Here is a 15,774-nt window from a genome sequence, read left to right as displayed (position 1 = left end):
TTTATCGCACGAATAGCGGGAGAATTTCCAACTAAAGCTCGTAAATGATAAAAAAGAACCGGATTAGGTGGAGTAATTCCCACTAATCTCTTGCTCCATTCTCACTGAAGCAGAATTAGCCACATTTTAGAAGGACTTTGTAGATCGCCTGACCGTCTGAATATCGGAATAACAAAGTTATTGATATCTTTTGTTCCTCCATGCTCAAAGTCGCTTATTGTGTGCAACAAACACTAAAAAACCGCGCTGGGCGCGGTTTCTTACTAAAGATTAAACTTCAACGTAGGAGCAAGTGCTCACTAAAAATGGTGATTAACAGATTTTTACACCTATATGACATTTATTTGCATTCATTCAGCCTTTCCAAGCAAACGGTAGATGACAGCTGCTGCTTGTGCACGGGTGGCTTTTCCTTCAGGATCAAAGCGGCCGTCCGGCATTCCGTTAATCAGGCCTCCGCTGCGCACAGCTTCCACTGCATCAGCAGCATCCTGCGGTAATTGCTGAAGATCAGTGAACGGTGCGTTTAGCCCGTCAGTTTCATGCAGTAAAGGAATATTCATAATACCAGCCAAGCGGTAGATCATAACAGCCATTTCCTGGCGGGTAATTTGCTCATTGGCCCCGAATGTGCAACCGATTTCCCTTTTACGATCCCTAATTTTTGCGCGCTGGCAACGGGTGGGAAATACCAAGCTTCCTGCTCTACATCACTGAATGTAGACACTGCGCTTTCATCCAGCAGATCAAATGTATTCAGGAGTATTTTGATAAATTCTGCACGTGTCACATTAGTGTTAGGCTTAAAGATGCCTGCTTCCGTTCCCTGAATCGCGCCTCTGGCTGCCAATGCTTCGATGCTCTCTGCAGCCCAGCTTAATTCCGCTATATCGTTAAAAGTAATATTCCGGCTTAGAACGGCATAAGTTCCGCTGTGCTTCATATGGAATTCGAACATTCCCCCAGCTGCATCGTACTTTCCGCCAGCAATAACCACAGCGGCTCCATTATCCTTCAAAGTGTACGCCACCACCTGATGGGCTTTCCCGCCAGTCTTCAAGGTGTATGGAAGCGCCAGTTTCACCCCTTTTCCCTGCATAGATGAGGCTGGAATTACTGTTTCGTCGATACTCAGTGTAATGCCGGCAAGCGTATCGGCTCCCACCAAGTTTAGCCCCCTATTCTCGGCAGCTTTGACGAGCAGCGTCAGGCTGCTGCCTGCAAAGGATTTCAGGAAGTTCTGCGGCAGAATCAGCGATACTGCCCCTGCCTCAAGCTTCACCGTATTAATGGCTCCCGCGGACAGTGCCTGCAGCGGAAGTTCTAATGCAATCTGCTTTGCGTCTCCAGGTGCTGACACAGTGACGGTCAGTATACCGTTTTGAATCTCCTTGACTGCTGTCTCAATCTCCCCGGCGGTTACCTTAGCTTTAACTGTACCGTCTGCCTGCACAACCGGCTGGATCCGGATGCTGCCTTTACTTACTGCAGCTGCAGTTGAGCTTGGAATTGGACTTGGTTTCGGCGCAGGTGTATTTGTGCCGGAGCCCGGTGGAACATAAGGCGCGGATGTTGGAGCCGGTGTTGCCGTAGGCACTGGCGTCGGAGGAGCGCTAGGTGCCGGTGTCGGAGTTCCTGCCGGCAGCAGCTTCAGTCCGGCCATTGCTGACTTTAGTTTACTTATAGCCTCATCTACCTCAGCCTGCGTCAGGTTCCCGTTCTCCAATAGCAGTACCGCATGGGTGACGGCATCCGAAAGGACCTTCCAGCTCGCTTCAGTGTATAACTCCTGTTTCAAGGCTTTTGCTTCTCTTAGCTGATCTTCCAGTACACTGCGGTCGGCCGGAAGGTGAACGGATGTAAGAGTAAGGGTATAGATGCTGTTCGTAATCTGGTCAGCGGCAGTCACCTTAACTTTGTATCCTGTCTTTAGTTCTGTGGCAAGCGTAAGGGAATCACTTTCATATACGGCAAACGTAACTCCAGCCCGTACCGTTAATCCCTCTTTCAGCTGCTCCAGGGTTGTAGTCTCAGGTACAACAATTTCTCTGGCTACCTGATCTATAGAGCCTCCTTGAATGGTTATGCCGGTAATGGAAGCTCCATGGTCCTGGACCGCTGTGAGAGCTTCGAAGGCAATCTTAAGCGCTCTATAGGCAGTATCAATATCGCCTTCAGTAGAAGCGTCATTATTATATACTGCTTGCGCTGCCGTAATAGCGGCTGCAAGAGCTTCCCATTGTTCCGGCGTACCGCTGTAATTCTCTTCATTGACCGCCGGATCAGATGCCGTATCTATTGCTGTTTTTAGCCGGGACTTATCATATTTAACATAGATTCTGCAGCTTGCCCGCAGATCGCTTCCGGCTATGGTACCCAATATTACAAAGTCGGTGGCAATCGTTAACTTGTTCGGCGGAACTTCATCCCAGATAACGTCTGCTTGGCCTTTAGTGTTATCCTCATAAGTCACGGTTACCTTAGAGGGGAGAACCGGCATAACATTTACGGTGGTATTAACAGAAACCGGATCAATACCTGTTATGGCTCCGTGATCAGCCGGAAGCGGCTCTTCCCCGCCGGCCTTCGCAGAAATCGCGCGCCATTCCTTGAGCCCAGTGAACGAGCCGCCCTGCTTTTCCATCGTCAGCCTCAGCTTATCGGTTGTAATTTCATCGAAGGTGACATTGTTAAAGGTGTTCTTGGACATTTTCTTCTCACTAAGGCCGCTGACCGGCATGAATTGGCCTGCAGCACTGTCCCAGTATTCGAAGTTATAGTTTGAAGGCACCATGACACCGCCGCCATCGTCGAAGAAATAGAGCGAGCTGCCGGACAATGTGACCAGACGCTGCCAGGTGTACTGCACCCAGTGGCTGCTGCCGGGACCGCCCCAGTTCCCGTATTGGGTCTCTATGGTTTTGTCGTTAAGGTTGTTTGAGTTCAGCGGAATATAGCCGTCATTTACTGCATATACAGACTCCCATGCTGAAGTGTAGGATGCGCTGGGTACAGCCAGCAGCGCGGCGTTTCTGTAGCGCAGGCTGTCTATGGCCGTCCGCAGCCGGAGCGTCATATCCTGCACTTCCTGCAGAGTATATTCACCTTTTGCCAGCAGCGCTTTGGCTTCAGTAAGTACAGTCTGCAATCCCTGCCATGTTTCAGAGGTATAGTCGTCCTGATTCCGCACAATCGGACCGAACGCAGAGTTTTTGGGTGCAAATTGAGTTATCATTCCGGACAGATCAGCGGTCGCTACGAATACAGTGACCGGCACTTCGACAGTGGTGACTAAATCTCCGTCGCTTACGCTCAGCTCATACTTATACTCACCTGTTGATTTGAACTTCGCTTTTAGAACCGCCTGATCGAGTACAGGCGCTTCGACCTGACCTTCACCGGAGACCAGCTTCCACTCATAAGTCAGCTTGCCGCTTGGCAGTCCGTCATCCTGAATCACAGGGACAAGGGTCAGCGGAGCATCCTGCTCTACCTTCACAGGCGTCTCCAGGAAAACCTTGGCAGCAAGGTTAGCAGCAGGTGTGACCTGCAGATTATTGTTGTATATCTGAATTTCTTTGATGCCGGTCGAATATTCCGGGGCATGCGTGAAGCTGACACGGATCGCTTCCGTATTCACCGACTGAAATTCTACATTGTTGTAGTTAGCGGCTGCATATTCCGGATACCGGAATTGTCCCTCTACCGGTCTCCAGGTGGTACCGTCGGCATCCAGATATTCTACACCGAAGGTCTGCGGAGCGTCATATCCGTTCGGGCGCCGGTCATTGTAGAAGTAGACTTTTACGTTATCTACTGTTTTATTTCCGTCAAACTTGAAGGTTACTGAATCAGCAGGATTAGGTGAACCACTGAATAAGGCTGTATTGGATGTATGATTGATCGATGCTATGGTTGAGCCGTCAGTTAATCTGCCCAGGGCAGAACCGCTGTTAATGTAGCTTGCTTCAATCGTAGTGCCCGCCGCATTTGCCAGGTTCTCCCCGTCATGAACAACGTCAATGCCGGCTTTGTTGAACATATCAACCGCTTTTTCGTTGCCCGCCAGGGAGGTCTCATCCGCGGAGGCCAGCCCGATACTGCTTCCTTTTTCAAAAAGAATTTGTGTGTTTGAATTGTCGCCCACAGCACCTGGAACATCCCCGGTTGGTTTGGATACTTTCCCGGTTGCTGTATCGAAGAGGATATGCGACATTTCATTTGTTGTCAGCACGCGTTCACCGTTAATAAATAGGGAGTAACCAACTGGAATACCTGCATAATATGGATTGCTGTCGCTGTATTTTGCCGGGTCCTGCCATACAATGGACAGATTGGCATCATGGTAGCGCACATTGTCTACCGCAAAGTGGTCATATTCAACATTGATGGGCCACAGCTCGATGATATCGTCCGTTCTCGGCTGCAGTCCGGCCATATCCTCCAGAACCGTGTAATTCATCATACCGAGCGTATCATGGTGAATCCAGGCCCGGACCATTTTACCGCTTGGGTTCGGCGGGTTTTCCTTGGTCCACGGCGTGCCGAAAAAATAATCCTCCAGCCAAAAGAACTCATTGGAATCCAAGTGATCGGTATCGCCGGGGTCAACGGTATGCAGCCATGCCCCCCAGTCGAACAATGTTTTATATGTTGTGCTGTCAATGTTGTTCACCGGATAATAGCGCAGTGAAGAGCGGATAGTATTAATATAATTGCCGAAGTTGCACCAGGCGAACTGGTCTGTGCCGAAGGCGCTGGTCTGGCCGTTCTTAAATGCTTCCACCCGTTTCATAATGCTGTGCTGATCCGCAGTAAAGAACGGGAAAATCGGATAATAATCCGGATCCGCGTAATCGTACAGCTGGGTCAGATACTTGGAATCATATCCTTCCTCCCCTGCCTTGGGTACTACACCAAAGTTGAACACGAACATGTTATTGTCACGCCACGGATTGAAGACATCTTTGCTGCCCTCCACTCTTTTGTGCAAAAAGCTGCCTTCACCATTCGTATCTGCTGCGCCATCCCCGTCAAAATCCTTATTGTCATACCACATTGTGGTCAGGACAGCCTGCTGAATTCTTCCGGCAGTCTCTTTCATCTCCGCAGCCTTGGCTGTATCGCCTAACTGCTCATACATCTGCTGTGCGGCTACCGCATTGGCATAGGCCGTGGCCGATCCGTCCAGACGGGCATAGTTGCCCCCGCCTTTCCAGTGCATGGAGACTGTATCGCCGTCGTTACCTGTCATAGGCCCGTGGTTGTAGTAGACCAGATTAGGATCATTGCCTTTAAAATGGGCCAGCGTACCCTTCACATCATTAGCCGAGAAATCAGCAAATTTCTTCAGCACCTTATCCCCGCCGCCGTAAATTTTGTAAGCTTCCCAGCCGACCTGCGATGAATTCTGCATCATATCCCAGGTCCAGATGTTGGGCCGCCCTGGATTGTTCTTATAATTGGCATTCTCGGAATATTCACCCTGGGCCAGCCAGGTGCCATATGCATAAGACGGGTCACGGAGCCATTTCAAATCCTGAAGTGCCCACGGAACACTGACAGTAATGCCGTTGTTATAGCCCAGCACACCTTCCATATTCATCGGGAACTGCCAGTCATTGCCGGGAATATTAGCCTCCAGCAGATTAAAGCGGTTACACCACCAGCGGTAATACAGCACCTTTTTCACATTCTCATCAGGGACATCGATATAAGGAATATTTTGCGCCCACCATTCATTGTACTGCTTAACCTGGTCCGTGAAGGCTTGTCCGTTATTTGCTGCTTTGAAGCTGGCGTACTGGGTCTTCGATGCAGGAATCTCCTCGGCCAGCCAGCCCATGACCACCTTCTCGTCCACCGATCCGCCGGCGGGAATGGTAACCTCTTTAACGAGATCGCTGCCTGCCGGCGTCATCCCGTCACCGCTCAAATGGACATCCACATAGGACATCGCTTCCACATATTTCTCACCGGCACGCCCAACCATAAGCGGGGCGGCCACCCGTTTGCCGATTAATTCATTGCCCTGCACCTGTGAGACGAATGGCGATTTAACCGTCATTTTTACCGTAACCGGCTGGCTGCCCTTGTTGGTTAGCTTCAGCAGCGTGACTGCACTGTTATACGCAGAGATGAATTTGCGCTGGTTGATCTCCAGACCGCCGCTGCTGTAAGTTTGGTCTCCATGGCTGGGATAGTTTTTGCGTTTGTTTTTGTCCTCGGCTACGCTGCCGGTCGACAGGGAGATGCTGTACATCGTATCTTTGTTAAGTGTATCTGCATAATGAACTGTGCCTACAAATCCGAGCTTTGAATTATCCTGGGTCTTCATGTACAGGGCGCTGCCGCGGCTGAACAAAGTATTGGCACCGCCTTCGTCACCTGCATCGTCCGGGATCACACCATTATTGACGAGCAGGGAATCAATCCACGGCAGATCGGCATTATCCTGTGCAAACTTGGCAAAATCAAAATCCTCAATCTTCTGCATCATCTGGCCTACAGTTTCCTGGCTGAAATCTATAGGCTGCGGAACAATTGTGTTGCCCTCCTTCCACTTCGCTGTGCCGTAATCCGTCCCTACGCCTATGTGCTCCCAATCCGTCGTGTAGTTCGCCGAGGCCGGTACAATGCCGGTATTCAGTGTCACTGCTGTACACAATGATGCCACCCACAGTTTGCGGGCCCACTTTTTATTTGCCATCTTTACTCAGTCTCCTCTCTAACCTTTAATCCCTGTCAACGTAATACCTTCCACAAAATATTTGTTGCCAATCAGGAAAAATACCAGGCATGGAGCCGTAACGACGAGAGCAAGAGCCATGACTTGTTCGTAATTCGGAATCCGCATTCCGTTGACGATATAGAGACCCATCGGCAGCGTATAGTCGGCTTCTGTCTTCAAATAAATCATCGTATAGAAAAATTCGTTCCAGCAGTTGATGAAGCTGAACAGGGCAACAACGATCATGGCCGGACGGATCAGCGGCAGCATGATGCTTGCGTAGATACGGAAATGGCCTGCACCGTCAATTTTGGCCGCCTCGCTTAACTCGCCGGGAATCGTCATGAAGAACTGCCTCAGCAGAAAAACAAAGTAAGCATTACCGCCGGCACAGAAGAAAGCGGGAATAATCAGCGCCGGCTTGCCGGCCAGCCCAAGCGAAGTGTACAGCGAGAACTGCGGCAGCAGCGTCACAGCACTCGGCAGCATCATGCTGCTGATGACCAGCACAAACCACATCCCGCGCAGCGGAAATCTCAGTTTGGCAAAGGCATAGCCGGCAAAGCTTGTCGTGAGTACGGTGCCAATCACATATGGAACGACGATGGACACCGAATTCCAGAGCTGCCGCAAAAATTGAATCCGCTCCAGCCCAAGCTTGAAGTTATCTGCACTCAGCTGCTCCGGGAAGAACACCGGCGGCCTCGCCAGAATTTCCGAATGGCTGACAAAAGCGCCGCGCAGCAGCCAGTACAGCGGAAAGGCAAATATTACGGCAAGAAGGCAGGACAGCGCGATCAGTGCCAGATGAATCATCCTGCTGCGGCTTTTGGCCCGTTTGATGCTGGAATATTTCACTGCTGCTGTAGCGCTCATGCTCTCCCCCTCTTTCTTTTGCCCATGGAATCATCACGTTTCAGCGCACCCTGGAAATAGAATAATACGCCGGTAATGGCTAGCGTAATCAGGAATACAATCCATGCTTCGGCAGACGCCAGCCCCCTCATGCCCACCTGGACAAAGGAATGATCATAGATCATGACATTAATAAAATAGGTCATCCGGTCAGGTGCACCGTTTCTGGACAGCACCACACTTTGCGTGTAAATCTGGATGGAGGTCATCATGCACATGATCAGCTGGAAGAACAGTACCGGTTTTATCGTCGGATAAGTGACCTTGAGGAATTTGTGCCATGCATTTCCCCCGTCCATTTCAATGGCCTCCAGCAACTCTCCGGGCACATCCTGCAGCGTGGCGATGAAGACGACAATCGTTCCCCCGCAGGTCCACAGGCTCATAATGAACAGCGTATAAAAGATCCGGTCCGGATCGGTCAGAAACTCTACAGGTGCAATGCCCAGCTGCAGCAGCATCCAGTTGACAAGTCCGCCCTTCGCCTGATTTTGCAGGAGCATCTGCCACACAATGGTAGTCGCCAGCATCGGCACCACGGACGGCAGAAAAAATATCGCCCGCAGCATATTCCTGCCTGTAAATTTGCGGTTCAGCAGCAGGGCCACGATCAGGCAGAACACGATAACAAGCGCCACATTGATAAAAGCATAGACCAGGGTTACGGTTATTGATTTTTTAAATTCCGAGCTGGGGTTCGTGAAAATATATATGTAGTTATCCAGCCCGATCCAATCCATAATCTGCTTTCCGCTCATAATCGTAATTTTATGAAAACTGTAAACTAAGCTGGCCAGCATCGGGTACAACGTCAGTACCAAAAATCCGATAATGGCAGGCGCAGCGAACAAATATCCCGCAACGGCCTCCTTGGTGGCGCCTTTGGCATGCTTTTTGACATGGACGGGGGCCACACGGGTCTTGCGCTCTGGGTTCATAAGTCAGCCCTCTTTTCAAATAAAGCTCAGACTTCGGGTGCAGAATGGTGGGTGTATCAGCAGCTAGGATACGGTGCCGCTCTCCCACAGCGTCTTGATGACAGGCATAACGGAATCGTAAATCTCTTTGACGCTCTTGCTGCCGGATAACGCCTGGTCGATCGATTTTTCATATTCCGTATTCATCTTCAGGTATGCAGGAACATAATACGCCGGCCACTGGACGATGGAATCCTTGGTAGTGCTGTAGCTGAGGATCGTTTCCCTTGCACTTTCAGGAAGCTCGGAACTCCACTTCTCAACCAGAGCCGGATCGGTATACCAGTCTGCCTGATTGGGAAGCCATGCCCCGCTCTTCAGCAGCTCCAGGCTGTTCTCAGGGTTAACCATGTAAGCGTAGAATTTCTTGGCTTCTTCAATATGTTTGGAGGTGTTATAAACTACGAGCGGTGCGCCGGCGTTCATTGTTACCGCTTTCTTCATTTTCGGCAAAACACCCACTCCGATGTCTTCATTGCCCTTGATGTTCGCCAGATCCCATGAGCCGCTTATTGCCATGGCATAACCGCCGCTGAGTGCGTCCACAGCTGAACCGATCCCTGTGCTCCAGGTATAGGTGAACGGGGATGCTACCTTGTCCTTGTTGACCAGATCGGCAAGCCGTTGAATGCCTTCCACACTCTCCGGGGAATCCCACTGAAACGCTTTGCCGTCAGGGGAAACAATTCCGCCGCCATTCGCATTTGCTGCCCAGAAATGATGGAATTCACGTCCGGCTGTAAAGCCCAGCCCGTAATTCTCGGTCAGTGCCGCATCAAAGCCGTCGTCAGCCGCTGTCTTTCCTTTCGTATCTTTGGTGAGCTTCTTGGCATTCGCCACAAAAGTATCCCAATCCCACGCCTCTTCAACTTTGGTTGGGGGATACGACAGGCCGGCTTCGTCGAACTTGGCTTTGCTGTAGAACAGCAGCTCCATCTGGTTGGAGAGGCCTACACCGATAACTTTCTGTTCAGGAGAATGAATAGTGATGGCAGGCAGCTTCTCGGGAATGCTTCCGTCTGTGAGCAGATCCGAGATGTCTTCCAGAATGCCCATTTCATTATATTTCTGAATATCCCCTTCGCCCATGTAGCTGATGTCTGGCAGCTCGCCGGATTGCAGCCGGGTCTGGATAAAGGTATCGAACGTTCCGTCCGCCGGCAGCACCTGCGCGTTGATTTTGATTCCGGTATCGGCTGTATATTTCTCTGTCGCGGCCTCGACCAGCTTCTTCTGAACATCATCCCCCCAATAGAGCAGTTCAAGTGTAATGTCTTTTGCAGCGGCATTATTGCCCTCTCCGGTGTTACCTGGTGCCTTCGTACCCTCTGCTGCCGCGTTTGTGGTGCCCGAGTTGTTGGCATTGCCTGAACAGCCTGCCAGCGCAGAGATTGCCATAGTCAATGCAAGAGACAGAACCAGAGTACGCTTGCCATGCTTCATCTTCTTTTCCTCCTTTATATAAAAGCTTATATATTTCAAGCCAAACGAGTTTAATCGTTTAACTTAAAAACAGGAAAGCAACGCTGCCGGAGACCTCCGGTATAAGTTGATGAAATACTAAGGATCAGCTGATGAACTGTCCGCCCTGGAGCCGGATGCGGGGCTGCAAAATCCCAGCCGGAGCACGAAATTCCAGCTTGTCTTCAAGGAGCAGATATCTCGACGGATAGGCAGCATAGCTTGTGATCAGCAGTGAATCCTGCTCTTCAGTGATGAACCCGTTGACACATTTCAGTTGTCCCCTTGAGTCACGGTACAGATAGGCTGTTGTGCCAAAGCCCGGCAGATATGCAGCCAGCTCCTCGCCCATATCCCAGTCATCGCCGGATACATCCGCAAACAACGCGGCGAAGAGCGGATCGCTGTAGCCTACAAAAACCGACTGTCCAAAACGGTTCCGTGACAGCTCCGGCATATTCAGATTCGGCGCGGCTACGCTATACGTAGAAGCGCCTTCTCCGGGTGCTAGGCGCCGCGGCGTGGAGCGTACGTTCCAGTCATAGCAGTTAAACACCGCCATCGTGGAGCGGTAGGCCGCTTCCAGATATGCGGGGTCGCCTATGTACTCATAAGCAACAAGTGCAGATGCGGCTACCAGCCCTCCCCATAATGAGTGGATCATCGGGGATAAGGCTTCCCACCAGCGGTCCGGATTCTGCAGCCGGTAATCATTGCTGAAGCCGATGTTAGCCAGAATAAGCTGTCCGTACCGCCCAGCTTCGCCGGTAATGCCCAGACGGCACAGTGCCTGGCAGGTCGGGCCAAAGCCGGCGTTATCATAAAAATGCTCGGTTACTGCTCCTCCATATTGCTGGACGCCGATCTCCATGCCCCGTCCGAAATCCTCCCACAGCTGCAGCAGCCTTGCATGCAAATCCGTTAATCCAGCCACCCTTAAATCTGCCAGAAGCTCCTGAATGTAGAGTATAAACACACCGTTCAGCCGGGATTCGTCCTTCTCGCGTTGACCGGGATGGCAATCCGGATCCAGCCGCATGCACATCACTTCAGCAGCCCACTGCAAATATACGCGGGACGGGTTCAGCTTCAGCAGCCTTTCGTCCATCTGCGACAGCAGGTAAAAGACATGTCCGATATAGTCGAAGTCATAAATCCGGTAAAAGGTTCCGTATAAAGGGCGCGGCTTTCGGAAATCACCGTCTGTAAACCAATGAACCTTCATATCCAGCACTGCAGCTCTTTCAGCCATGGCTACCTGCCCGGGTACCGGGGAAGCCATCTTGTTATTCATCAGCAGGAAAGCCAGCTTTCCCAGTGATTCCCCCTGGTTGGATAACGGCCGGAACGCATGTGGACGTTCAACCGCTTCATTGCCTGAATAGCTGTTGAGGGCGAGCCATTCCGCCCGTTTGCTCAGCAGCTTGCCGGCCGGCTCCAGCACATTCCAGACCAGTACATCGCGGCGTCCATCCTCAAGAATAAGCTCCAGCTTGTGTTCTCCGGGCTGCTCCCGCTGAAGGGAGAGTGTGCATACGTGGTGCCGGCCGCTGACTCCGGCTCCACCTGTTACCGGAAGTTCCTGTCCTTTAATCTCCCCGGTAATCTCCTCGGAAATAATGTCCTCGCTGTCTCCCGGTGCACTATGCAGCCGCAGTTCCCGAATCCTTTGCCCCTCGGGAAGCTGAAGGGTTGCCTCAAAGACCCCGCCTGCAGGCAGCACAGGCGTATAGCTCCAACGCGGATGTCCAAGGGCTGCTCCACGGCGGTAAAAGTCATCCATGTCTGCAAAAGGAACAAACGCAAACTCCCACACTTCCTCCTGTCCCGGTGTAAGTTGGAGGGCGCTGTATTCTTCTCCATAAATCCAGTCAGTTTCAGCTGATTGGTCTAATGAACTCCCGTCTTCAATTAGAGACAGCCGGTGAAAGAGCAGGCCATCCAGCGATGGCGATATCTGCTCAAGAAAGCGGTTACTATAACGGCAATAGGAACCGGCCGTCACAGTTCTGCCCTCTATGCCGTATATCCCCAGATGCGGTCCTTCATTGCTGCGCCGCACAGCGGCAAATTTGGAGAAATCTCCGCCCAGATGCGGGAACACGGCACAGGATTTCTGCATATTGCGGATCACATGGTTATCCCTGAACATCACATAGGCCAGCGAGAACCAGACATGCAGTCCCTTTATACTCACTGCTTCATTTGAAGGATTGCACAGTATAATTTTCCAGCGCAGCTGTTCACCTACCAAAGTATACACCATGGTCAGCTTAACTGGGGAGGCCTTAAATTCTATTGCTACTTTAGATGCATTTGTCTGAGTAATTACCGGTGTAAAATCACAGCTGCTGAGGCTCTCTCCATTCAGCTGAATGGCCCACTCACCGAAAAGCTTATCTTCGTCCTGTATGTATCCTGCCTGCTGCAAGTAGCCGGGATCAATAACCCAGTTCATCTCATAGGGATCCTTATGCAAGATAAGAGAATTCACTGCGCCTCTTTCATTAAGACCTATCCTATATCTCTCATTGGTCAGAATTGCCGTCACGCCATCACCTCTTTCCTTATCCTTACATTAATCTAAACGTTTAAATTGATTTTAAAAAATGATGTGAAACATCATTTTTGCTGCTGTTCCACATCTGTGTGCAGGGGCTTTACCGAGTCCCGTTCTATTAACCGGCATTCCGGCATCTTTAGATCCTGTACCTTTTTCCCGTTAATCATATGATAGAGTGATTCCATAGCCTGATATCCCATTTCATGCAGCGGCAGGTCCATGGTAGTAATGCTCGGCCGCAGATAATCACTGAATTCCCGGTTATCAAAGCCAATGACGGACAGCTGCTCAGGGATACTGACTCCGCGTTCCCCTGCCATTTCCAGTACACCGACTACCATGACATCATTCATCGACAGTATGGCTGTCGGAGGCTCGGGAAGATCAAGCAGTTCCCCTGTCAGACGGTAACCGGATTCCCGCTCCCAATCCCCCATCTTAATGAGATTAGGATCAAACGGGAGTTCGAATTCAGTAACCGCTCTATAATAGCCCTTCAACCGCTGTCTGGACGGGATGGAATCCATGAGACCGCTGATGATGGCGATCCGGCTGTGTCCTTTACGCACCAGGTATGCCATTGCTTCATAAGAAGCCTGCTCATCATTGTATTGTATGGACAGATTATCTTGTGTATAGCCGTATGTATAGACAATGGGTTTGTCTTCAACATCAATAAGGCCGGTCAAGTCGCGGGTGTGCACCCCGATATAGATAATTCCGTCCACTTGCTTTCTGAGCAGCTCGGATACCGCGTTAGCGGCATATTTGCGGTAAGCCTCCGTATTGCTGAAATCACGGCCAATCCGTTTGTCCAGACGCAGATTGACCAGCAGGATCAGCTGGTCATGCCGGTCGCCGAATTCATTGATTCCGTCAATAATTTCGGGTGCGTTGAATACGGTAACATCTTCCGCAATTACCCCTATCGTATTCGTCCGGTTGCGCTTGAGGCTCTTGGCAATATCATTAGGCTTATAATTCAGTTCTTCTATGGCATCTGTGACCCGTTTATGCGTTTCAGGACGGACGTTACGGGTTCCATTAAGCACATAGGAGACGGTAGCAATGGAAACATTGGCCTTCTGTGCAATGTCTTTGATGCTGGTTTTTCTTGTACTCATAGGCTTCTCCTGTCTAAGCATACGAACCATTGTCCATTAGCAGTTTAAACGTTTAGATTCATGTGACATCTAAAACTTAACACATAATCAGCCGTTCTGCAAGCACTTACATTATTTTAATGTCCATACGCTTACACAAAATTAAGGCTTCCCTGACAATGTCCTCGGACCGTTTAAAGATATTTCATAGTAGATTGGCAGCTCCTATGTAACGCTGATACAAAAGATACTTCGGAGTCTTTTAGCTGTCCGCAATTATTCCGCCCACCGCTTCCAAATGTGCGTCTAAGGTTAGCGGATTATAATTAGCCAAAGACAGTTCTATAGTGTGCGCGCGGGCCTCCCGGACTGCGGCAAGATCATTCCATTCAGGGATCTTCATCAGACGAAGGGCTTCGGATGCGTCCTGTCCGGCTGTCGGATAGGCAAGAAATATGCGGTCCCCGGCAAATTCAGGCAGCTGCTGCGGGGAAATACGTTTCCACTTGCGTCCCGGTTCCCGTTCAATCAAGGCTCTTACAGCTTCCGGTACAGCGAATTGCATCCCCTGATACAAGGTATGTCCGAAATGATGCCCTGTATAGACATACAGCCCGTGATGAACTGCAAACGCAGAAGCGCTCTCCTGTGGTCCGATGATGTTCTGGAGCCGATTCCGCCAATAGAAAGCGCGGCTGAGGTAACGGTTAATCCAATCCTCTGCAGCCTTCTCCCTGCCGAACATTATGCCGAGCCGCCGCAAACGGGTATAGACATCCTCCTGCCAGGGCAACTCCAATGCAGGAGCAATGCGCCGTAGTTGTCTCGCCAACAGCGGAGAGGTAAATGAAGGATAAATTATAAGCTCCGGCTGCAGCTTCACCAGCGCTTCGGTAAGTCCGGATTCATCCAATGCGCTTATCCCGTATGCCTGGTTTCTTAGAAGCTTCAGCATGGTCCGCTCTGCCGCAACAGGACGTATGCCAAGCGCCAACAACTCGCCTAAATACTGGAGACAGACCATCCGCGGCGGGAGTGAACCTGCAGCCCGGTAAGCACTTGGCGAACAGCCAGTGGTTTGTTTGAACCGGCGGCTGAAATAATATTCATCCTGAAAACCCACCCTGCCCGCAATTTCGCGCAGGCGCGGCACCGGTTCTCCCGCCATCATTTGCTTGGATATTCCGATGCGCAGCACGGTAAGATACTCTATCGGTGTCCGGCCGGTCAACGTTTTGAACAGATTACCATATTGCCAGCGGCTCATATGAGCATCTCTAGCCAGCTTCCCGATCTGGATCTGTTCACTGTAAGCCGTGTGAAGATAGGCTATAGATTGTTCGACTGCTTTTTCTGCCTCATACTGCTCATCCTCAGCCCATTGTACCGTGAGTTCATCGCGGCTGCATAAGTCTCCTTCCTCTTTCATATTGGCGCTCTCCTTCAGCAAAAGCAGCATGATCTGTTGAAACAGTATATGGTTATCCAGCAGCGAAAGACTTTCTGTACTCGTCCCGGAGCTTAGCAGCTTTTCCAATCGGCCTTTTAGAATTAGCAGACTGCTGGATTCAAGCTCTATCTGCTCATGTCTAATGAAGTCAGATGGGGAGGCTTCATAGAGCAGCCTGTAAATTTCAACAGCTTCAATATCTGTGTCTTGGGCACTAATCCGTATGTTGTTGTCAGGGGACAAAAAGAGACAGCAACCGGTAAACAGGGGGAATCTGTTACTGTCTGCGTACAAAACAGCGGTCCCTTGAGTTACTATGTACAATACATGCCTTGTATCTGGCTTTGTAAGCTCCCAGGCTGATTTTTGTGAAGGACCAGTACGGTACTTCTCCAGCATCATTAAATGAAATGCAGGCGGTGCCGCAAAGGAACAGCTTGATACAGGCTTCACGCTCATCGCTCCTGCCGTAATTGATAATGAATCTCATTTAGATGCTTTCAGTATATGATAAATGGACGCAAAAATGAAGCTCCCTACCGTAAACACACGGCAAGTGAACTTCATTGTTTTCC

Annotated in this window: 8 protein-coding genes; all 8 read right to left on the bottom strand. The window is 50.5% G+C overall.

Annotation, left to right across the window (positions count from 1 at the left end; translation table 11 throughout):
* Positions 1 to 350: 350 nt before the first annotated feature.
* Positions 351 to 563 (bottom strand): S-layer homology domain-containing protein, encoded by a 213-nt coding sequence (locus C2I18_RS27190; protein ID WP_249898818.1) that lies wholly within the window; start codon positions 561 to 563, stop codon positions 351 to 353.
* Positions 564 to 583: 20 nt separating this feature from the next.
* Positions 584 to 6,709, bottom strand: a complete 6,126-nt coding sequence (locus tag C2I18_RS27185) for an S-layer homology domain-containing protein (RefSeq protein WP_249898817.1) — start codon at positions 6,707 to 6,709, stop codon at positions 584 to 586.
* An 18-nt stretch (positions 6,710 to 6,727) separates the two neighbouring features.
* Positions 6,728 to 7,606, bottom strand: a complete 879-nt coding sequence (locus tag C2I18_RS27180; protein ID WP_249898816.1) for a carbohydrate ABC transporter permease — start codon at positions 7,604 to 7,606, stop codon at positions 6,728 to 6,730.
* On the bottom strand, positions 7,603 to 8,583 hold the full coding sequence (locus C2I18_RS27175; RefSeq protein ID WP_249898815.1) for a carbohydrate ABC transporter permease: 981 nt from the start codon (positions 8,581 to 8,583) through the stop codon (positions 7,603 to 7,605). The genes C2I18_RS27180 and C2I18_RS27175 overlap by 4 nt, the downstream gene beginning before the upstream one ends.
* Before the next feature lie 63 nt (positions 8,584 to 8,646).
* Complete coding sequence (locus C2I18_RS27170) at positions 8,647 to 10,065, bottom strand: ABC transporter substrate-binding protein (RefSeq protein WP_249898814.1); 1,419 nt, start codon at positions 10,063 to 10,065, stop codon at positions 8,647 to 8,649.
* 124 nt (positions 10,066 to 10,189) lie between these two features.
* Positions 10,190 to 12,541 carry a hypothetical protein gene (locus tag C2I18_RS27165; protein WP_249898813.1) on the bottom strand — a complete coding sequence of 784 codons (2,352 nt, stop codon included), beginning with the start codon at positions 12,539 to 12,541 and terminating at the stop codon, positions 10,190 to 10,192.
* Between the two features lie 164 nt (positions 12,542 to 12,705).
* Positions 12,706 to 13,770 (bottom strand): LacI family DNA-binding transcriptional regulator, encoded by a 1,065-nt coding sequence (locus C2I18_RS27160; RefSeq protein WP_249898812.1) that lies wholly within the window; start codon positions 13,768 to 13,770, stop codon positions 12,706 to 12,708.
* A gap of 241 nt (positions 13,771 to 14,011) precedes the next feature.
* Entirely contained in the window at positions 14,012 to 15,286 is a 1,275-nt protein-coding gene (locus C2I18_RS27155; protein ID WP_249898811.1) for an AraC family transcriptional regulator, read from the bottom strand.
* Positions 15,287 to 15,774: the final 488 nt, after the last annotated feature.

Origin of the sequence: Paenibacillus sp. PK3_47, assembly GCF_023520895.1 — a bacterium.
In the GTDB taxonomy this organism is placed as follows: Bacteria; Bacillota; Bacilli; order Paenibacillales; family Paenibacillaceae; genus Paenibacillus_AQ.
Note: the sequence above shows the minus strand (reverse complement) of the source record. Positions and strands in the feature narration are given on the sequence as shown.

Excerpts from the sequence above, each read along its gene's own strand:
- C2I18_RS27190 (WP_249898818.1), bottom strand. The coding sequence starts at position 563 with ATGAATATTCCTTTACTGCATGAAACTGACGGGCTAAACGCACCGTTC.
- C2I18_RS27185 (WP_249898817.1), bottom strand. The coding sequence starts at position 6,709 with ATGGCAAATAAAAAGTGGGCCCGCAAACTGTGGGTGGCATCATTGTGT.
- C2I18_RS27180 (WP_249898816.1), bottom strand. The coding sequence starts at position 7,606 with ATGAGCGCTACAGCAGCAGTGAAATATTCCAGCATCAAACGGGCCAAA.
- C2I18_RS27175 (WP_249898815.1), bottom strand. The coding sequence starts at position 8,583 with ATGAACCCAGAGCGCAAGACCCGTGTGGCCCCCGTCCATGTCAAAAAG.
- C2I18_RS27170 (WP_249898814.1), bottom strand. The coding sequence starts at position 10,065 with ATGAAGCATGGCAAGCGTACTCTGGTTCTGTCTCTTGCATTGACTATG.
- C2I18_RS27165 (WP_249898813.1), bottom strand. The coding sequence starts at position 12,541 with ATGAACTGGGTTATTGATCCCGGCTACTTGCAGCAGGCAGGATACATA.
- C2I18_RS27160 (WP_249898812.1), bottom strand. The coding sequence starts at position 13,770 with ATGAGTACAAGAAAAACCAGCATCAAAGACATTGCACAGAAGGCCAAT.